This is a genomic window from Ruegeria sp. AB6, assembly GCF_056542685.1.
The window spans coordinates 1-20,399 of the sequence record NZ_JBQGAD010000017.1; the positions used below are offsets into that span (position 1 = coordinate 1).

Annotated in this window: 19 protein-coding genes; 13 read left to right on the forward strand and 6 right to left on the reverse strand. The window is 51.3% G+C overall.

All coding sequences use genetic code 11. The annotated features are described in order from the left end of the window. Positions 1 to 100: 100 nt before the first annotated feature. Positions 101 to 991 carry a hypothetical protein gene (locus ACR0DB_RS21240; RefSeq protein WP_480552820.1) on the forward strand — a complete coding sequence of 297 codons (891 nt, stop codon included), beginning with the start codon at positions 101 to 103 and terminating at the stop codon, positions 989 to 991. A 191-nt stretch (positions 992 to 1,182) separates the two neighbouring features. After that, complete coding sequence (locus ACR0DB_RS21245) at positions 1,183 to 2,136, forward strand: HNH endonuclease (RefSeq protein ID WP_480552822.1); 954 nt, start codon at positions 1,183 to 1,185, stop codon at positions 2,134 to 2,136. 798 nt (positions 2,137 to 2,934) lie between these two features. On the opposite strand, the gene ACR0DB_RS21250 is transcribed toward ACR0DB_RS21245, so the two are convergent. Further along, positions 2,935 to 3,720 (reverse strand): calcium-binding protein, encoded by a 786-nt coding sequence (locus ACR0DB_RS21250; RefSeq protein WP_480552824.1) that lies wholly within the window; start codon positions 3,718 to 3,720, stop codon positions 2,935 to 2,937. Positions 3,721 to 4,006: 286 nt separating this feature from the next. On the opposite strand from ACR0DB_RS21250, the gene ACR0DB_RS21255 reads away from it, so the two are divergent. The 7 genes from ACR0DB_RS21255 to ACR0DB_RS21285 all read left to right on the forward strand — a co-directional run bounded on the left by ACR0DB_RS21255 (position 4,007) and on the right by ACR0DB_RS21285 (position 11,806). Continuing rightward, the gene (locus tag ACR0DB_RS21255) at positions 4,007 to 4,174 is read left to right on the forward strand and encodes a hypothetical protein (protein WP_170555652.1); all 168 of its coding nucleotides are present in this window, start codon (positions 4,007 to 4,009) and stop codon (positions 4,172 to 4,174) included. Beyond that, entirely contained in the window at positions 4,167 to 4,358 is a 192-nt protein-coding gene (locus tag ACR0DB_RS21260) for a hypothetical protein (RefSeq protein ID WP_480552826.1), read from the forward strand. The genes ACR0DB_RS21255 and ACR0DB_RS21260 overlap by 8 nt, the downstream gene beginning before the upstream one ends. Before the next feature lie 37 nt (positions 4,359 to 4,395). Then, positions 4,396 to 5,700 (forward strand): DUF6538 domain-containing protein, encoded by a 1,305-nt coding sequence (locus ACR0DB_RS21265; protein WP_480552828.1) that lies wholly within the window; start codon positions 4,396 to 4,398, stop codon positions 5,698 to 5,700. Beyond that, entirely contained in the window at positions 5,697 to 5,873 is a 177-nt protein-coding gene (locus tag ACR0DB_RS21270; protein ID WP_170756179.1) for a hypothetical protein, read from the forward strand. Before ACR0DB_RS21265 ends, ACR0DB_RS21270 begins: the two co-directional genes overlap by 4 nt. A gap of 474 nt (positions 5,874 to 6,347) precedes the next feature. Beyond that, entirely contained in the window at positions 6,348 to 10,244 is a 3,897-nt protein-coding gene (locus ACR0DB_RS21275; protein WP_480552829.1) for a PAS domain S-box protein, read from the forward strand. 34 nt (positions 10,245 to 10,278) lie between these two features. Next, entirely contained in the window at positions 10,279 to 10,620 is a 342-nt protein-coding gene (locus tag ACR0DB_RS21280; protein ID WP_170503490.1) for an STAS domain-containing protein, read from the forward strand. A gap of 31 nt (positions 10,621 to 10,651) precedes the next feature. Continuing rightward, a complete protein-coding gene (locus tag ACR0DB_RS21285) occupies positions 10,652 to 11,806 on the forward strand; it encodes a mechanosensitive ion channel domain-containing protein (RefSeq protein WP_480552830.1) in 1,155 nt (384 codons plus the stop codon). Between the two features lie 28 nt (positions 11,807 to 11,834). Here ACR0DB_RS21285 and ACR0DB_RS21290 read toward each other — a convergent pair whose 3' ends face one another. Beyond that, positions 11,835 to 12,170, reverse strand: a complete 336-nt coding sequence (locus ACR0DB_RS21290; protein ID WP_170389831.1) for an STAS domain-containing protein — start codon at positions 12,168 to 12,170, stop codon at positions 11,835 to 11,837. 904 nt (positions 12,171 to 13,074) lie between these two features. Between ACR0DB_RS21290 and ACR0DB_RS21295 the strand changes: the two genes are divergently transcribed. Together ACR0DB_RS21295 and ACR0DB_RS21300 are read left to right on the forward strand one after the other, a co-directional pair. Then, positions 13,075 to 13,647, forward strand: coding sequence for a carboxymuconolactone decarboxylase family protein (locus tag ACR0DB_RS21295; protein WP_480552831.1), 573 nt, complete (start codon positions 13,075 to 13,077; stop codon positions 13,645 to 13,647). A 222-nt stretch (positions 13,648 to 13,869) separates the two neighbouring features. Continuing rightward, on the forward strand, positions 13,870 to 14,649 hold the full coding sequence (locus ACR0DB_RS21300; protein ID WP_480552832.1) for a methyltransferase domain-containing protein: 780 nt from the start codon (positions 13,870 to 13,872) through the stop codon (positions 14,647 to 14,649). 164 nt (positions 14,650 to 14,813) lie between these two features. Here ACR0DB_RS21300 and ACR0DB_RS21305 read toward each other — a convergent pair whose 3' ends face one another. Continuing rightward, positions 14,814 to 15,035, reverse strand: a complete 222-nt coding sequence (locus ACR0DB_RS21305; protein ID WP_480552833.1) for a hypothetical protein — start codon at positions 15,033 to 15,035, stop codon at positions 14,814 to 14,816. 133 nt (positions 15,036 to 15,168) lie between these two features. Between ACR0DB_RS21305 and ACR0DB_RS21310 the strand changes: the two genes are divergently transcribed. Continuing rightward, on the forward strand, positions 15,169 to 16,020 hold the full coding sequence (locus ACR0DB_RS21310) for a LysR family transcriptional regulator (RefSeq protein WP_480552834.1): 852 nt from the start codon (positions 15,169 to 15,171) through the stop codon (positions 16,018 to 16,020). Positions 16,021 to 16,179: 159 nt separating this feature from the next. Here the strand turns inward: ACR0DB_RS21310 and ACR0DB_RS21315 are convergent, their stop codons facing one another. From ACR0DB_RS21315 to ACR0DB_RS21325, 3 genes are all read right to left on the reverse strand, one after another. Beyond that, positions 16,180 to 16,689, reverse strand: coding sequence for a MaoC family dehydratase (locus tag ACR0DB_RS21315; protein WP_480552835.1), 510 nt, complete (start codon positions 16,687 to 16,689; stop codon positions 16,180 to 16,182). Between the two features lie 66 nt (positions 16,690 to 16,755). After that, on the reverse strand, positions 16,756 to 17,481 hold the full coding sequence (locus ACR0DB_RS21320; protein ID WP_480552837.1) for a class I SAM-dependent methyltransferase: 726 nt from the start codon (positions 17,479 to 17,481) through the stop codon (positions 16,756 to 16,758). Between the two features lie 130 nt (positions 17,482 to 17,611). Then, the gene (locus tag ACR0DB_RS21325) at positions 17,612 to 18,532 is read right to left on the reverse strand and encodes a sulfurtransferase (RefSeq protein ID WP_480552838.1); all 921 of its coding nucleotides are present in this window, start codon (positions 18,530 to 18,532) and stop codon (positions 17,612 to 17,614) included. Positions 18,533 to 18,798: 266 nt separating this feature from the next. Between ACR0DB_RS21325 and ACR0DB_RS21330 the strand changes: the two genes are divergently transcribed. Continuing rightward, positions 18,799 to 20,079: a tetratricopeptide repeat protein gene (locus tag ACR0DB_RS21330; protein ID WP_480552839.1), complete on the forward strand. Its 1,281-nt coding sequence runs from the start codon at positions 18,799 to 18,801 to the stop codon at positions 20,077 to 20,079. Positions 20,080 to 20,399 lie beyond the last annotated feature (320 nt).

Consider the following 20,399-nt stretch of genomic DNA (forward strand, 5'->3'; position numbering starts at 1 on the left):
CATCAAAACGCGGCGTAAATTGAAACTACAGCGAGCCTGAGCCTCCAAAGCCAATCAACCGCTCGTGTTCCAAATCATTTGATGACAGACAATCATAAGAATGCGGGCTGAGCTTGAGCGCTATAACCAAGTTATTGCTGATGCGTTCATTGATATCCCAGTTTTGAAAGAACCGAAGGTCGATGATGTCAGCACCGATCATCATCATAAATTCACCCGCTGGATATTCAGTCGCTCTGACTTCAACCTGAATGGGCGCTTTCATGGTGGCTGGTGGCAGCAGATCAACAGTGACTGGAGGTCGAAGATCTTCATCAATGATACGCCAGTCGTCGAAGTGGACTTCCGCAGTCTCCATGTCTCCCTCCTCAGTCTGGAGGCCGGGAAGGAACTCGCTGGTGACCCCTATGATCTGCCTGAAAGACTTATCGCGGGTGCGCCTGCACCGCTTCAGCGCAAGTTTATCAAACGACTGATACTGACTGCTATCAACGCCGGGTCCAAAGACGCGGCCTTCAGAGCGTTCCGAGATGGGTTCCCGACTGGTCATGCTGGGAAGTCACTCACAAACGAGCAACTGGAGGCCCTGCTGACGGGCTTTCTGGAAAAGACGCCTCACATCAAAGACTACCTGTTCGCGGACCAAGGTATTCGGTTGATGCACCTCGACAGTCAGATCGCCGAACGCGTCCATCGTCACTTCTGCCACCAAGCCGTACCTGTCCTGTCCGTGCATGACAGTTACATCATCGACTATACCCGCGTTGGGGAGTTGAAGCGGGTGATAGCTGAGGCTTCGGAGGAAGTGGCCGGTACACCGTTGCCGACGTCGAACCAGTTCTATGGGCTGGACGAACGAGCGAACCCCAATGCGGACCATGTGAAAGACTATGTGATTTGGCGACAGACGGCCCGGTCAGATGGGTATCTTCAACGGTTGGCGGAACATGAGCGGAGAACGGGGCGAGAGGTGGTGCCGTTTGGTTCCTAGAGATCTAACTCTGATTTAGCGATGACTGTGGAACCTAAGGAAGCAAAGCGTTTGTGGATCGCAACTTCAACCGTGAGCGAATGGCTGGAAAATATAGAGCTCTTCAACGAACATGTCCCCACTAGCGTTGAAAACTATACGATTTTCTGCCATGGCAACGGGAGGTTGGCTTCAGATTGAGGTGCAGTGAAATGAGTTTGTGGTACGATTTCGCACTACGGTTGGACGAAGTTTACGCGAACAACCCTGTCGCTGCAAAGCGCCAACTAAAAAATGCAGCACAGCTGATGGTGCTTAGTGACACGCGCCACAAATTCTTCCCCATCCGACGCTTAGCCGACGGCATCTCTGGCAGAGATATGAGCTCGCCAGAGTGTTTAGCGCAGGAGCTGCAACGCTATCGTCACGAGTTAAATTCTTTTGGTTTTCGCGAAGTTACTGAGCGGGATCACGAACACCAAAATCTGCTCTCTCAGTTAACTGAATTGCTTGAGACACAGTTTCAAACGAAGCCTTCGCCTTCAATAAAGACATTTTGGGTTTCAGAAACCGACATACGCGATTCTCTAATGCACGCATTTCAGTTGTTCGACGATCATGGAACGCCAGATGGCTTTAAGAAAGCGCAAAAATGGTTTGTGTCACATCCCAACACGCAAGCACCTTATCCTGCCAAGATTATCTGGGGCATAGCGACCAACGTAAAGGGTGCGGAAGTAAAGTCTCGTGATGCTCGGAAGGGTTTGCGAAAAGCAGGTTTTGAGTGCGCTGACCTTAGCGAGAGCCCGCCAACTCATATCGGCAAACGATACTTTAAAGAAGGCGCTCTAAGAACTTTCGTCGGGTCGAAGCGCGAACGCAACCCGGTGGCAAGAGCCCTTTGCATCAAGCACTATCGAAAAAAGAACCAAGGCAAATTGATTTGCACTGTCTGCCGTTTCGATTTTTCAGAGGTTTACGGACGTCTAGGAGACGGGTTTATGCATGTTCATCATTTAGACCCAATTTCTGAAGCAAAATCCTCCCGGCTAGTTTCGCCAGAATTCGATCTGGTTCCAGTATGCCCGAATTGTCACTCTATGATCCACCGAGGAGGCGAGACCAGATCCATAGCTGAAATGCGGGAGATAATAGACCATAGCTGACGATCACTTTTCGGTGCAATCACTCAATCAGTGTTTTCGCCTAAACTCGGCAACGACCCGCTAACAGTGTGTTCTTTTTGTTGTCAGTTGAACAGCGACAACTATCCCAGATGCGGTCAACCAAGTCAGCGACCTCGGGGTGATCCGACCAGCGGTGAACGTCGATTGGCCGCGAGTGCCATGGGTGCTCTATCTCCCCCATAACCTCCTCCTCCCTCTATGTATTATTATCAGGAACGAGGATACTCGGGTCTCTCTATCCTCCGGTTTCTATTCTATTCATTATTTATACCTATTCCCCACCCCCATAGAACCCCCGCTAGAGGAGAGGTCAGAGGGCGTCAGATCACCCAAAACCACTGGGGCATAAACGGGGGCATTTCTCGGAGGGTTTAGCCCCAAGTGCCTGCTGTCTTTCTATGTCTTGATGATCTGGCTGGGGTGGTAGGAATCCTTGCCAACCGATGATTGTAATCAGCTTTTCCAACCGGCGGCCGGAACTGGGGCGATTTCGGGGGCATTTCTAGGGTAAGCACAGGGCATTTTGGCTGCTAGGGAGGCCGCTGACAGACCGCTAGATCAACCGTCCACTGGCGCTGGACCGCTGACGAGTCGTTCCGGGTGCTGAAGACTGGTCGCTGGTGCTGGCGGTTGGCGGGGCTGCGGTGATTGGACCAGTGCAGCGACGGAATGGTTAGACCCCGAAGTGGCGAATGCTGCAATGTGGGCGAAAGTCAGCTATGCTAAGCCATGAATTTGGTCCCAATTAGAGTGACGGCGTTTTTCCCCTGAATACACTTAGTACAGGAACCAAACGAAATCAGCTTCCGTAAGTGCCTGTTCGCCAAGAATGGTTACCGTGTCAGTTCCGGGATCATTCCCATACGCAGACGAAAAATCGATTGTCGTGCCGCCTTGAATGGTCACGTGATCGTCCCCATCATCCAAGACACCATTCCCATTGGTGTCCAGATCGTCGAAGTTCTGAAATGGCCCATCTTTACTGGCGTTAAAGACCAGCGTGTCCTTTCCGGGTGTAAAATCCACAACCACATCTGTTGCCATGCTGTCATCGAAAGGCGAGTCTATAAGGTTGAACCGGAAATAGTCCTCGCCCGGCCCGCCGATTCCAACGTCATCACCGCCTTTGAAATACAGGTTGTCGTTGCCGCCGCCGCCGATCATCAAATCGTCACCCTGATCAAGGTTAAACATCAAACCAAGATCATCTATGAGATCATCATTTCCCGGACCGCCAATCAGTGTGTCATCGCCATTGCCGCCGGAAAGTCGCAATCCCGCACTCCCAGCTTTCAGCAAGTCATTTCCGTCACCGCCCTCTACTGACCGGCCGGTTGTGTTACCAATCCCAATAAAGATATCGTCCCCATCGCCTAAAAAAACTGAGTCGATACTGTAGGCATCTTTGGCAATTATTTTGTCGTTGCCGGAACCCATGTTCACGTTCGTCCCGATGCCATCTATGAACAGAAAATCGTCTCCGCCAAGCAAGTTAACAAAATTGACATCGTCATCCGGCTTGATGACGACGTCGCGATTGTCGGTGCCAGTGATTACAGTCATTATTCCCCCTCCAACGCTGTAAAAAAATAGGGGGTTTTTATATTCTATTATCGAGATACATTAACTGATCCATATCAATTGAGCCGCTTATTTGTTCCAATCTTTTGTCTGGAGCTAGTAATGTTAGGGGCGAAAGTACTAGCTGCGCTTGAGATTATCTTTAGAATTATCAATTATAATCAACGCTTTACCAACCTAACAGAAACTCATCTAGACGATTGACTGCCCCAGAAAACCGAGCAACCTCCTGCATCTAAATAAAGAAGCAACTGCAGGAGTTTGATCCATGAAGTACTTGTCTGCCCTCGGCGTTCTCGTCGGGGGTTTTCTTTTGCACCCACCGCCCAAGGCCGTCCTGACGACGATGCTCTGGGTGGTTTCGCGGTCTCATCCCGCTGTCTCGGCGCTGGTTCTGTTGGCGGTTCTCTGGACGTGGAGGCCCAACGATGACTGAGCTGGAGCTAAACCCCGGCGACGTCGTGGTCGTTCGGGCCTTCGATGACGTCCCTGAGCATCTGTTCCGGGTGGAAGAGGTGTTCGAAGACTGCGTGACCGGCTTTGCTGTAAGCGGTCCACTGGCTGGTTCCTACGGCGAACCGGCCCTCGAGATGATCCTACGGGTTGTCTCAACCAACTGACCCCATCCCAAATTCCAACACTGAAAGGAGGAGATTGATGTCTGCTCACATTCGCTATGCCTATCTGAAGGGCCATACGTGGTTGTTCAGGCGCAACTATCCCGTTGACGTGGCTCTCGCGCTGGGCGCTCAGGCGCTGAAGCAGAGCCTCAAGACCAGTGACCGTAACACCGCCCGCGTTCGAGCCGCTGAAGTCAATGCCCGGTTCGAGACACTGGTGGAACAGGTTCGGTTGCAGGCAGAGGAGTCACTGTCTGCACCAAAGAGCACCGCTGAGACACCTGATTGGGTGGAACATCCGGAGACGTCTCTCGTCCGTCTTCGGGCCACTCTGGAGGACTCTGGATGTAATCTGGAGCGGTCTGCCTTCGTCAGACCATCATTGCCGGTAAAGGTGCCGGTTCGTGACCTGAGCCGGGCCTATCTCAACAAGCGCAGTAACGAGCTACGACCCAGTGGGTTCAAATCGGTCCGATACTCTGTCGGGTTATTCACTAGTCGATTTGGTGACCAGTCAGTTTGCAGTCTGACCAGAATAGACGGGCGAGACTTTCTGTCCGCAATAGCCCAACTGTCTCCGATGATCGGCAAGTCCGAGCGGACCCGTGGGCTTACCCTGGACCAGCTGGTCGAGTACTCAGCTCGGGGATCGGTGACGATAACAGCCAGAACCCAGCGGCGGATCTGGTCGCAGGTCAATCACTTCCTCGACTGGGTGGTCTATGAGGGGCATCTGGAGGTCAATCCATTCAGGACCGTTCTCTTCGATCGCAAGGTGCGCCCAGCGCCTTATGCTGTCCCGACTGACGATGAAGTTGTGCGGTTGCTGGGAGCGAAAGACCGAGAACTGCATCCGGTTCTGCTGACCTGTCTGCTGTCAGGAATGCGAGCGGGGGAAGCGGTTGGGCTGCTCCGGGAAGACCTCGTGACCAAGGGCAACCTCGGGTGCTTCGTTCATGTTCAACCCAATGAGTTAAGACTGCTTAAAACCGACGCGGCGGAGAGACTGGTTCCGGTTCATCCGGTGCTAGACGAGACGTTCCGTCAGTTACCTTCATCTGGCCCTCTGTTCCCTGACCTGACCGTTGCGCATGTCACCAAGGGGTTTGCGAGACTGAGACGTAGGCTAGACTTGGAGCGACCGGGTCTGGTGTTTCACTCGACTCGAAAGTGGTTTGTGACCCAGTGCGAACGAACAGGTGTTCCCGAACATTTCACGGCCTCTCTGGTTGGTCACCAATCTGCACGGTCGGAGAACGGGATCACCTACGGGATTTACTCGGCGGGCATTAGTGATGAGCAGCGTCGGTCCATCGTTGACCAGATAAGACTTCCGGCATGAGCTTCCCGGACATTGACGCGTTCGAGGAACGAGCTGCTATCGCTGAGTTCGATGGAGGATGCACCCGTCAGGCAGCGGAAGATCTGGCTGCTCGGGCTCAAGGGTTCCGTGACGCTGAAGCGTACTGGCAATGGCTGGCTGACTATGTCGTTAACCGCAGACCACCCTCATAAATAGAACCCTCGGCGGCCCTTAGCGGGGTTGCCGGGGGATCTCCGCTTTGCTTTTTTTGAGCAGGGTGTCGGTTCGCGCAAGATAATTGGTCGAAGCGCGGACAAGTTTACCGCTAAGAAATTAACGATTGGCAGGTGTGTTCAATCTGATTTGGTCGTTAACGATTTGTGAAGCCATTCAATGCTTTGAGCCACAGTTGGGCTCTCTAAAGGAACAAAAAGCTGATGCGATCTCGTCCTTGTCTGCGAAAAGAAAGCAACTGGAGGGCTTGGTGACCACCGGTTTGGTTCAGGAGCCGCGAAAAGCAACTTGTACCGATTGACGTCAACGTTGCGAAATTTCGTTCTCCCGCTAAACTTGGGCCTAGGAAGTGATTTTCAGCGCTGCTTATCTAGGGCGCAATTGCTCGCTTGCCGTAGCTTGAGCCATTTAAAAGCTCCTTTTTTTTCGCATTTAGCTTCGGGGAGGGCGCGGTGAGCGAAGTGAAAGAAGGTTGGAATATTTCAATCAGGCTGAAGCTGTTTCTGTTTGGCGCAGTTTTGGCGACGGCCAGCTTGATCATTTTTGGCAGCATCGAATACCGCAACGCAAAATCGGCAATCAACGACCTCACCTTTGCGCAGTTGACCGCTGTTCGGGAAATGAAGGCTCAACAGATCGAGGACTATTTTGAGCTGATTTCCAATCAGATACGCTCAGTTTCAACCAATGAAGAAGCGCACAACGCCATAAAAGGGTTTAAACTCGCAATAGCTGCACTCAAATCCTCGAATGAGGCTCGCTTGCCAGAGGCAATGGCCGTGTCTGAGGGCATGCGAAGGTACTATGAAGACGAGTTTTTTGAACGCCTCCAAGCCCATACTCTCGAAGACTTAAAAGGCGTCTCCGCTGAAAGTTATTTTCCGAACACGGAAGTGGGGCGTTATCTGCAGGAGCAATATATCGTTCAGAATCCGCACCCGACCGGCGAAAAGCATCTCCTCACGGACGCCGCGGACGGGACTTATTACAGTTCGATGCACTCGAAGTACCACCCCTGGTTCCGCGATTATCTGGACCGGTTTGGGTTCTACGATATTTTTTTGGTGGAACCTGAAGACGGACAGATAGTGTATTCAGTGTTCAAAGAAGTGGATTTCGGAACCTCTTTGCTAACTGGCCCATATCAGAGGTCAAATTTTGCAGAGGTTTTTAAAGCCGCGCGCCAATGGGGGTTGGAAGCAGAGGGAAATCCTGAACTCGCAGCAGGACAGGTTTTTGTCAAACTGGCTGACTTTGAACCCTACGAACCTTCCTACAATGCGCCTGCTTCGTTCATAGCTGCACCGATCATGAACCAAGGCAAACTGACCGGCGTTTTGGTATTCCAGATGCCTATTGGGCGCATCAACGAAATCATGACCAGCAATCAGGCTTGGTCCGATGTCGGATTGGGCGAAAGCGGTGAGACTTATCTTGTTGGCTCGGACTTCTTAATGCGAAATCAGTCCCGGTTTTTGATTGAAGATGCGGAAAACTACTTCGCCATGATTAAAAACATCGGGACGGCACCGGAAACCATCCAGCAGATCAGAGCGTTTGAAAGCTCGATCGGGCTTCAGAGAGTTGAAACGCAAGGTACTCGAAGAGCTCTAGCCGGCGAAACCGATACCGAAATCTTTCCTGACTATCGCGGCGTTCCCGTTCTTTCTTCATATCGGCCAATCAATTCTGAAGGGATTAATTGGGTCATCATGAGTGAAATCGACGAGGCTGAAGCCTTCGCGCCAGTTACCGACCTTAGGGATCGGATGTTTTTGTTATTGATATTATTTGCTCTGCTCGTCGGTGCGATTTCCGCTGTTCTGTCCAAAAGGATCACTTCTCCGATCAAGGAGCTCACACAAAAAGCCGCGATAATGGCAGAAGGTGATTTGGGTGTTAAGATTGACACCAGCGGCGGTGACGAAATTGCCAAGTTGGCGCGCAGTTTCGACGTCATGCGCGACGCCCTAGCCGACCTTATAGGTGGTCTTGAGCAAAAGGTTGCGGAGAGAACTGAAAGCCTTGAGGCAAGTGAAACCCGTATTCGCACAATTTTTGAAAATGCAGCTGATGGCATCATCGTGATAGGGACTGATGGTGTTATCCAAGAATTCAGTCACAGCGCAGAGAAGATATTTGGTTACGACCGAGGCGAGGTTGTCGGAGGAAAAGTAGATGTTCTGATGCCAGAACCGATGCAATCTGAACATGACTCTTATCTGCAACGTTACGTAAAATCCGGAGACCCACGAGTCATAGGAAGGACCCGAGAGGTTATCGGTCTTCGCAAAAATGGATCAGAGTTTCCAATGGGTCTGACCGTTGGCGAGGCGTTTGTCGGTGGAGAGCGTATCTTTGTAGGCATCGTGCGCGACATCACCGCCCGAAGAGAGGCTGAACAGGAGATGAGCGAGGTTTATCAGATCATCGAACAGATGCCGATGAATGTGTTCGTTCAGTCCGAGGATATGCGCTTCAAGTATGTGAACCGAGCGTTTGAAAAGTTCCACGGCGTCAAACGGGAAAACATCCTTGGCGAGAAAGTCAGGGACATCTTTCCTGAAGAGGGAAAGGCATACGAGGGATATAACCGGGATATTCTGGCAACCGGGCGACGCCGAGACGCCGAAACCCTGGTCAAGGACCACACAGGGCAAGACTATCACCTACAAGTCAGCACATTCCCAATCAAGGATGCCGAAGGCAATCACGTAGCAGTTGCTGGTTTGGATATCGACATTACGGAACGGAAGCAAAATGCAAAAAAATTAGCTGACAACTTAGCTTTCATTTCTGCCTTGGTCGACGCCATTCCCAATCCGCTTTTCGTGAAAGATCCAGAAGCCCGATTTCTCACTTTCAACGAAGCATACAATAATGTTTTCGGAAGCACTGCCAAAGAAAAATACATTGGCAAGACCCTTCTGGATATGGAGCATCCATCCGAAGAAAAAAGGCGTTTTCACCACGAGGAGGACGTCGAACTTATCAAGGATGGCGGTACGAAACACAGCGAGATTTCCGTTACGCTTTTGGATGGCAGCGAGCGCCAGATGCTCTATTGGGCCAAAGCGTTTGATTTGTCTGACGGAAGCCGCGGTGGAATGCTCGGAGTGGTGGTGGACATCACCCACCAAAAGGAACTCGAAAAGCAACTCTCCATCGCAAACAAACGCATGGGTGACGAGCTAAATATCGGACGTGAAATCCAGATGAGTATGATCCCGCTGACGTTCCCGCGTTTCCCTGAGCATAGGGATATAGATGTATGGGCCACGTTGCGGCCTGCGCGAGAGGTGGGTGGAGACTTCTACGACTTCTTTTTCATCAACGAGCGCAGGTTTGCCTTTGTCGTTGCAGATGTGTCGGGTAAGGGCGTCCCGGCGGCGCTGCTCATGGCGGTAACGAAAACTTTGCTGAAATCGCATTCCCAGTCGACCATGTCGACGGCGCGCATCATTCAGAAAACGAACAACGAACTGAGCGAGAACAACAAGGACTGCATGTTTATCACAGTCTTTTTCGGCATCATTGATACCGAGACTGGCGAGATGATCTACACCAATGCTGGCCATAACCCGCCATACATTCTTTCCCCGACTGGCGAGCTTAAAACTTTGGATGAAATCCATGGACCCATGATAGGTGTCATGGAGAACATTCAATATGAGGAAGCCACAATCAAGTTGGGAATGGATGACAAGATCATCGTATTCACTGATGGCATCACCGAAGCCTTCAATAGCGAAGGTGAGGCTTATGGTGAGAAGCGGCTAGAACATTTGTTGTCCGTGTCAAACAAACACGGTGTGAAATATTTGATGCATGAGATTGTGGACTCAGTTGATGAATTTGCAGGAGAGGCAGAACAGTCGGACGATATCACGGTCTTTGGTTTGCGTTACGTGGATTGGGAAAGTCGAGAGGAACGTGCGGTGATCGAGCTGCATTTGAAAAATGAGCTTTCAGAAATTGACAGGTGTCAAAGAGCGCTTGAGGAATTTGGGGAAAAATTTGGGTTGGAGGCCGAAGTTCAGAATGCCTTGTCGATAGTGCTCGATGATTTCCTGAACAACATAATTAGCTACGCCTTCCAGGACGAAGAGGAACACATCATTGATGTGAGCCTCGAAACTGACAAGCAAAGACTTATTGTATCGGTCGAAGACGACGGCATCGAATTCGACCCATTCATGCAGGATGACCCAGATACAGAAAGCTCTTTAGAGGATCGCAAAATTGGCGGATTGGGAATCCACTTGATGAAAAACTTGATGGATGACTACTCGTATCGGAGGAAAAACGGCCGCAATATCACGGTCATGATGAAACGAATGGGTGACTGAACCCTGTGGGCGGAAGTGGAACAAGAGGCGATAAATGTATCTGGAAATCACATCGAAGTCTGACGACAAAACCGTCTTTGTCTATATCGACGGCGATCTAACCACGACATCAAGTCCTGATGCTGAAACCGATATCAACCGGATTCTCGAAGACGAGCCAAACAAGAATGTGGTGATCAACGTCGAAAAGGTCGATTTCATCGCATCTACTGGATTGCGTGTTATTCTCGCTCTGGGCAAACGGCTAAATGGGCAGGGAAAGAAACTAGGCGTTTGTGCAATGAACGAGACCACTAAGTCCGTGTTTAATATGTCCGGATTCTCCAGGATCTTTCCGGTCTTTGACACCGAAGACGAAGCCAGGTCAGCGCTATAGTCGACTAATTTTCACTGGGCTGGGGTATTAAATGGAGCAACTGACTACTCTCGTGCAGTCCTATCCGGGACCAACCCTTGTCGTCCTCGTCATAATAGCGCTGATAGCCTCTCCATTTCTGAAAACGTTGATTGGAAGCATCGCAATGCGCTTCGCAATGCGTGTGGGATCGATCCAAGTCGATCTTATCGTCGACGCGCTGCGTCCGTTCCACTTTGTCTATGCCTTCCCTGTTGGGGTGGCTTTCTTCCTTGCCAATCTTGGCGAACCTTACGCGTATGAAATTCGCCTGATAAGTGGCTTGCTACTGATCGCAATAGCCATTGAAACGATCATCAAGATACTGGCCGGGATCGGTGGTATCATTCGTCATAATGCCGGTGACAAGGGGGCCAGCTCGACCGGATATGTCGATTTGGCAAAGGTCGTTGTTTTCCTCTTAGGGGTCGCCTTTGCGATCTCGATAACAGTTGAAACCGACATCGTTACTCTGCTGAGTGGTCTCGGTGCGTTAACAGCAGTATTAATGTTCATTTTCCGGGACACCCTGATGGCTATTCAGGCGAGCCTGAGAATTGCCTCGTGGGATCTTCTACGCGAAGGTGACAAGGTTAAGGTGCCTGGATTCAAGGCGGACGGAACGGTCAAGCGTATAGGGCTCTATGACATCACTGTTGAGAACGGAGATTACAGCACCACACTAATTCCGACGCACAAATTCTTCGACAGCGCGAACATGAATTACAGGCACATGACTGACACAATGCGGGCGAGACTTGTGTTGTTCACATTTGTGGTCAAAGCGGACTCTGTGCATTTCTGTTCCTTAGAGGAACTGGAAAAACTGCGAGATATCCCTCTTATAAGTGATGACATATCCGCGCTTTTGGCCGACCTGGACAACCCTTCTATACACACCCCTTGGACTGATTTCAGCAAATCAGGGATCACGAACTTCGAACTGTTTCAAGTGTATATGAAACGCTTCATACAAACCCAAAAGAATGTTCACCAACGCAGGCATCCAATTGGTATAAAGGCGTTGCCACCTACGGTTGACGGATATCCGGTTGAAGTTGTGGCCTTCTCTAAGAAAACCGGCGCAGGTGATATCGCTACTATCCAATCTGAGTTGCTGACACATTTCTTAGCAGTGTCGGAATACTTTGGTATCAGACTTATCTGACGCGAATAGCGCGTTTTCTTTGTCAGTTCTAATCAAAAGCAGCAACTGCCTCGGACTCGTCGGCGTGTAGATTAATGAGACTGTCAAACCCCGACATTTCAATGATCTTGGCAACATCCTCGCGGGCTGAGCATATCCGGAGCTCGCCATCATTCGATTGAATGAGTTTTGCGGCCACCAGAATGGATCGCAATCCGGCACTGCTGACATATTCAACGTCCTGCAAGTTTAGCAGCATTTTGGTCGAACCGTTTTCAATGAGGTCATTCAAAAGCTCACCAACTTGCCAAGATGTTGTGCTGACCATCCGCCCCTTGATGTAAACCATATCAATGCCGGCGAAATGTTTGCGCTCAAGTTCCATTCTAACCTCGCTTAACTCTTCCGAGACTGACTATGGTTCAATACACTGACGAATATACTTTCGAAAATCCATCGCACCGGAAAAATTTCATCTACTTAGCATCAGGAACCTATCAAGACTTATGCGTTCTGACAAAAACTCGAGCGTCGGCTGGTTCTCCAGATTGTTCCGAATGATCAGTTTCAATAGGCTAAAGGATGGTTTGTCATAACGCTTGAAATTAAAAGATCTTTTACGTCGTCCGTGACCAAGTGACTGTGGTTCAGTTCTCCTTGGATGCAGACCCGTGCTGCTGAATACGGTAGGGTTCGATGGCCTTCCTTCAGTGAAGACTATGGCAGTGCGAGCCAGTGAAGAATCGGGACTTCAACCAGCCATTCGCTGCATCACGCCTTAACGTCCGCTCCACCCCGCCACCCACCAGCACCAGCAACCACCCGTCAGCACCCGGAACGACTCGTCAGCGGTCGTCTCAGCGCCAGTGGACGGTTGCCGTAAATATTGAAACAACACTAGTCCATCGCAGATTTGACGGGCTTCGGCGAGCATCGCACCTCGAAGACTTTTTTGAGAGCTACCCACTTCACCGAAATCGGATGTTGATATGGCTCGGGTCAACTTCCGCTTTTCGGGCAAAGCTTCAAATCTCTGCCGCGCAGCATCCCGACTGTACCAAGTCAGCGATGCGCAGAATGCTGACTTTGCAAATTTACGAGAACGGCTCAAATGAAATTGCCTTTAACCAAGCAGCAACAAGTTGGGGGTGTCGTCTGGCAAACTTACCGTTCGCAGTATCCCAACAGAATCTCTGAGCGGAACCCGAAATTGCTTTAAGGTTGCGTAAACAACGTTGGTTCCTCACTTTGAGAAAACGTAATCCATAGCAAGATTGAAAGAGAATTAAATGAAACGCCTGTTTCTGTCTCTGCCGGAGAACGCGACACTTGGAAGTGTCTATCAAGCCTTTCCAGATAAACTTTCTCCGCTTTGTGCGTACGAAAGCCTTGTGATGAGGGGCGAGAGCGACCTCTCGGTTGCTGAACGTGAACTCATTGCGGCCTATGTCTCGGGATTGAATGCTTGTGCGTATTGCCATGGGGCGCACATCGTTTTCGCCAAAGCCTACGGTATTGAAGTCGAGACAATCGAGGCACTGATGGAAGACCGCGATACGGCGCCCGTCGAGGATCACCTCAAACCGTTGCTGGCATACATTGAAAAGCTCACTGTCTCACCATCCCGAATGACAGAAGCCGACGCTAGAGCAGTCTACGCGGCAGGCTGGTCGGAGAGTGCGCTGTTCGATGCTATCCAAGTTTGCGGTGTCTTTAATCTCGTGAACCGCTTCATAGAAGGAACAGGTGTCCAAAGCCCTGGCACCGACCCAAGAGAAGCGGACGAAGCCACTTTAAACCGATGCCGCAGTGACAGCTTCTATACCGATTTCGGACGAGAGAACGGCCTCGACATCCCTTGAATTAATGTTGTTCTAACGTTCGAAACGCCACGAAAAGCTGGTCCGATAGAGCGGCAGATGCGTCCTTCGCTCTCGGGGTTAAATCATTCGTCGGATCAAGTCGGCGCATTCATTTATTGTTGGTGGACCCATGTTCAAGCCTCAACGATCCGTCCTGCTTTTCGTAGATAACTCAATTTCTGATAAGTTTTGGGGGCATGTGGGCTTTGTAAGGGTGGAGAGTTGCTTAAATTTGACGCTGAAACAACGACATTACTTGAAATCGCCTATCAAGGCGCAGAACTGACGCGGCGAAGACAGGCTTCATTTGATGCGCTGTGCCCGGCTCCTGGTGAAACTATTTTGGACATCGGTTGTGGCAACGGGATGTTAACAGTTGAGTTGGCCCGGGCAGTTGGCTCGGATGGCTATGTCATCGGGATCGACCCAAGCGCTGACATGACGGCAGCTGCTAGAGAACGGTGCAGCGACTACGCAAACGTGGAGTTTCGTGCTGGTGCCGCAAATAGCTTGCCCATTGAGGATGAGAGTGCTGACAAGGCCGTCTCGGTACAGGTCTTTGAGTACATCGAAGACGTAGACGGCGCGTTGGCTGACACGCTGCGGTGCGTCAAACCCGGCGGGCGCCTCGTCATCAGCGATCTACACTTTGGCAGCTTGATCTGGTTCAGCGATGAGCCCGACAGAATGCAAAAGATGCTGACATCCTGGAACCAGCACTTTGTGAGTGGTTCCGTCCCGGAAAGACTGCCCGCGCTGATAAAGGCTCGCGGCGACCGTGTGGAAGATGTCTTGTCGTTCACAATGACAGATCACCAGCTAAAGCCAGATGGCCTCGCAATCATGATGATGCACCTCATGAAGCAATACACTGTCGCAAATGACCATGTTGATCCCGCAGTTGCGCAATCGTGGTTTGATGAGCAGCTCAGCCTTGCAAGGACTGGACGCTTCTTCTTTTCGATGACCCAATTTGTTGTCGTGGTGCGCAAAAAGGGGTGATTGAGCTAAGTAAATCGGCCTGGGTTCTTTCGCGGGCCTCATGAAAGTCTCGTATTGGTACTTACTCAATGGCGACAACACAGGTGCGTGGCTGTCAATTCCAGCTTGCAGCTGTATTTGGCGTGATCTAATCGCCCTGTTCGGCCGATTGTCACCAAGTGTTTTCAGAACCTTTTTGGATACAGACTCATCATGTTCTGAACGTCCAGCTCACTCGAAAACGCGTCCGGATTATTCCAGATCACCTCTTTTATATAGTCGCGTTCCGAGTGAAGATCATTGTCCGAAAGCCGCGGTTTCCGGGTTTCGTGGAAGGCTCTTTTGGTCCAACCGAACAGTCCACCAAATACGGTCCAGATGCTGGGCGACATTGTATGGGAAGCCATCTCATGGTCCTTTCCGAGTTACTTGTGCTGTCGCAACAACAGTAACTGTTCACCTGTTTTTCTGGTATCCGGCACAAAATTGTGCTGTTCTACAAAAATGAAGAACGGGTTCCGAAATTGGTCGGATATTCGTGTGTTCCTCTCTGTCTTCAGAGAAGGTTCGACGCTTGCGGCCTCTGGAAAGTTAAAGGTCTCCCAACCAACGGTCGCCCGACGCATTGATGTTCTCGAAAGAGAAACAGGCTTGACGCTGTTTGAGCGCGGTACGCACGGGTTCAAACCGACCCCAGAAGCCCTTCGCCTCGTTCCCCTCGCCGAAGCAATCGAGGCTTCAGTCCTCGAATTTACCGATTGCGCGAAGGAATTGACGTCGACACAACCCATCCGTATCACCGCTTATTCGGCAAACTTCTCCGCACGCATGATTGAAATCGTAAACGAGTTTTCCGCCGACAATCAGGATGTCGCATTCGAGTTTTTGTCCAGCGTTCGGGCGCTGGACCTGATGGCGGGCGAGGCCGACATTGCTTTGCGCCTTGCAAGAACCGATCCCGATCCTGACCTGATCTGTCGTAAGATCAGCACGGCCCGCTGGTCTTTGTTCGGCAGCAGAAATTACGCGGACAAATTTGGCTTACCGGGGTCAACGAATGATCTGGCCGGGCATCAGTTTGTTACCTTTCAGCGGGACGATGTACCGAATGTATTCCACGAATGGTTGACCAATCACGTGGAGCCGGGCCAGATCGTCATGTCTTTCACTGAACTGGAGCTAATGCATGCGGCGATCAGGTCAGGGCAAGGCCTTGGGATCAGCAATGTCAAGCTGGTGGAAACAGACATGTCTTTCATCCGATGTTTCGACGAAATCCCTGAACTTGCGGTGCCGCACCTAATGCTCATTTCGCCGGAAGCCTATCGTCGGCCAGAGGTTAGAGCCTTCGTTAAGTTCTTCGCACCTCGCTATGCGGCAATCTACAAGTAGTTATTTATGCAAAAAGGATTGAGAACACGCGAACAAACTAGTTTGCATGTATGCCACGACCGCAGCAATAGAAGCCTTATGTGGCGAGCCCAAGGATACTCTTGAAGATGACAATGGGAGATCAAATTGATCGCCGCGCCCCAGTCGCTGCAAACCGCCTTAACTCCGACATGCCATCACGTGGTGCATGACCAGGTTAAGAACTTCAACATCGTTCTGGTTAAATGTCTGGTATCGGAATTTGACCGTTCCCCGGTCTGGCTTCGAACGTGACGGTGTAATTACCTCAACCGTGACGCGCACGCTGATCGTGTCACCGGAATACACCGGAGCCAGCCACCGTACCTCGTCCATACCATGTCCACCCAGATTGGTGCCGGTAAGTACACCAGTGTCGCGGAACAACCTGAAAGTAAGCGCTATTGTTTGAAATCCACTGGCGATGAGACCGCCGAACATCGACTCTGCGGCAGCCACTTTGTTAACGTGGAAGGGCTGCGGGTCATGAACCAGTGCGAAGTCAATAATCGCTCCCTCGGTCAGCGTAACGCCTCCGGTTTCGAAGGTTTCGCCAACCGACAAATCGTCGATGTATTTTCCGCTAGCCATGGCAAAAGTATAGTTTGATGCAGACTCAACCGTCAACGCGGAGCCAGGCTCGGCCGCCACTAATGCCGCATTATCTTTCGGCCATGGCAAAGATCGTAATGGAGAACTAAGTCAGTGGTCGTTGACCTATGCCGCGGCGACAAATAGGTGCGCTTCTTGCGGTACGTGCAATACGCCTTCTTTGTCATATCTAGACAAAGCGTCTGCAACCTCTTCCACGACCTTGTTGGTGACGTCAGCACCTGCATCCCTAAGATCGGTTTCGATTGGCAGCGCCATGATTTGCGCGCGAAGATCAACAAATCTTCGCTCAAGTACCAGTGGCTCGTGACGAGCTATCTTGAAGCCTGCATCGACCAACAAGTTCGAAATGAGGTCCCCATCTCGAAACGAAAAAGGCGCTCTGGCTTTGACTGCGGCATCTGTTCCAACATGCCGTTCGAGAGCTTCTGCAAGCGCTCCATTGAAGGGCGACACTGCGCGCCAACATGTCAAAAATAGCTGACCGTCATTGCGCAAGATCCTATGAACCTCTTGCAAAGCGGCGGATTTGTCGGGGAAGAACTGAAGCCCCTGTTGTATGAAGGCATAGTCAAACGTAGCATTTCCGAAAGGTAACTCGGTTACATCTGCTGCATACCACTCGAGCACATGACGACAATCCGGCTGATTGGACTGCGCGACCTCAATCATGGTTTCGTTCAGATCTACGCCAACAACCCGGCCTTCGCCCGTCAGTTTCCTTGCAATCTCTCGCGTCAAAGCCCCGGTGCCGCATGCGATGTCGATAACACAAGTGCCGCTTCGAAGCTGAACCTTCTGCATTGTTGCTTCAGCCAATGGGCCGAACATCGCAGGCACACTATGGTTGTTGTACTTCTGCGCAGCCTCTTTGGTCAGCCGGAAATTGTCCGTCATCAAAAATATCCTCCTAGCAACGCGTCAATAATTGGACCGCCCAAAGTGACCCAAAATCGTAGTCTCACGAGGTTTCAACCGGAAGGCTCTCATCGGCGCTCCACTCAGCCCATGAACCATCGTACAGGCGGGACTTTTCGAACCCCATTTGGCGCAACGCAAGGAGCCCACAAGAAGCAGCTATGCCACGGCCGCAATAGGCGATGACCTCATCGTCAGTTTGAATTCCCTTGTCCTGATAGTGCTTGAGGAGCTTGGAATGATCCGCCAACTTGAATGAACCACGTTCCTTTAGTTTAGCTGCACGTTCGGCAATGGGTATGTGTGCCAAATCCGGATCGATGTTCGATATCGCCGGTATGTTGACGGCGCTGGGAATATGTCCCGAGCGACCTCCCCATGTGTGAACTCCGTCGCCTCGGAAGAGGTTGTTTGGTAGAAAGTCCACAATTCTGACTCCGGGCTTACCCATCGCATCCAAGACATCAGCTTTGCGGGCAATCCAATTGCTCTGCACTGTTGGTTCAAAGTCACCATGCTCAACGGTTAGATCGCCAGTTTCAGTGGGTCGCCCTTCGAGTTTCCATTGCTGCAAGCCGCCGTCCAAGACCTGCACGTTTTTATGGCCATAGTGCGAAAGTGCCCACCAAAGACGCGCAGACGCCAATGGAAGCCCGGAGTCATCGTAGACCACGTCATTAGTGTCGTTGGAAACACCCAACTCGCGCATCCTTTCCCCGAAGTCCTCTGGGCCGAGCATCATGTCGGGAGTGTTCTGAGTGCTGTCTGCAAGCTCCGTCGACATGCCAACATACACGGCGCCAGGAATGTGCTCGGCCTGGAACTCGCTCCTATCGTCATAGGCTACGCCCTTGCCGTTTTCCTCCCTAAACTTCCAGCGAACATCAATGATGCGTAGTTTCGGGTTAGTCAGGTTATCTGCCAACCAAGCCGTATCAATGAGCGGGCGAGTTTGGGTTGTCATACCTACTTTCTCCTCTAACCGGACGCGGGTCGAGCCGTATGGAATAATCCCCAAAATTGCTTTCGGAGTCCAATTTTGGAAAATCGGGATTTGATAGAGCAAATATGATTTCAACGGCATGTTGATGATTTCATGAGACTTCTGAAAGAAACGGATGCTGAAATCATGGCGCCTCGTAACGTCGATTTCCTTTGACTCGTTTATGGGTAGGCATGCTCATATAGCTCACTGACGGACAGGTTTGGTACAGAAAGTGGAAGGTTTGGATGCTTGAAGATCGGTACGGAAGCCCGCTAACGACCACATCACAAACTGCGCGAGACGCCTACGTTGAAGGCATCGACCGATTTCTGGGTGCTTTTGATGATGTTGAAGGAGCTTACCGTTCTGCAATGCAGGCAGATGATAGCTTTGCCATGCCCCATGTCGGGCTTGCGCGCTACCTTGTTACCGTCGGGCGTGGACAAGATGCAAAGCGTCAAATAGCCGTCGCAAAGGAACTGTCGCATGGTGTCAGCCCGCGCGAAGCCGCCCAGATCGACATTATCAGCGATCTCATTGAGGGGCGTGCACCGCAGGCCTACAGGCGCATCCGGGATCACGTCACAGACCATCCGCGAGATATTTTGCTTGCTCAGACATGTACCAGCGTATTTGGCTTAATAGGGTTTTCAGGTCAGGCTGGACGCGAGGCGGAGCAGCTTGCGTACACAACCATGTTGAAGCCGCACTATGGCGACGACTGGTGGTTTCTCTGCCAGCATGCATTTGCCCAGATGGAGGCCGGACAGATCGGCCCGGCCGCGGAAAACATCGAGCGCGCGCTTGAGTTGAAGCCAGACAGCGCACACAGTGCACATGTCAGGGCCCATCTCTACTATGAGAACGGGGAGACGGACGCTGGCTACGCTTATCTGCGCGAATTCTGGCAAGACTATCCCTTCACAGCGTATCTGCACTGCCATCTCAGCTGGCACGTCGCTCTGTGGGCGCTTGAGAGCGGCGATGTGGCAGGTATGTGGAAGCTGTTCGATGATTATGTTTCCCCCGACCGACCTCCTGCGCCACCACTGAACGTTTTGACTGATAGTGTGGCAATTGTTCACCGCGCCTTTTTGGCTGGCGAGCAAATTCCTCAGGAGCGTTGGCAACAACTCAGCGACTATGCTGTTCAGTTCTTTCCTTCACCAGGCTTGGCTTTTGCGGATGTTCACGCTGCTCTTGCGCATGCGATGGCTGGAAACAGAGAGCGTCTGGAAGCAACCATTGACGGCGCAAAGGGACCCGCAGGCCCCACCGTTGCTTCGGTAGCAGGCGCATTCCGTGCTGTGGCGGATGGAAACGCGGACGAAGCGATTGAGAAATTCGTAAGTGTCATGTCTGAGCACGAACGCCTTGGTGGTAGCCGGGCGCAACGCGATATTATTGAGTTTTCATTGGCGCATGCGCTGGCAATATCGGGAAAATCGAATGAAGCTCGACGTATCCTCAACATGCATCGACCGCATACCTCTCACGACCATGCAGTTGCCACGCTAGAAGAATAGTGTGCCCGTATTTTTGACGCCCGCAATGAGCGCAAATTACACGTTTTCAACGCCAGTTAGAACAGAAGCTGTCGCACGACGTTACCAGGCCCCAAAAGTGTTAGTTGGCGGAAAAGACCAACCTGACTGCCGACATCAGCTTTGTCAAAAGCCCGTCTTAGGTGTGCGAGCGGTGTTTGTGGTCTTGTCGGTGGGCTACTGTGGATGGATTGGACGACGCGTCACTCACGTAGCCGATAAGTTGGTCAGTCGCCAAGAAGAGTGCTTCGATCAAATGGGGCTCATATAAGTCGGGTCTATGCCTTGGGTCGGCTTTGATG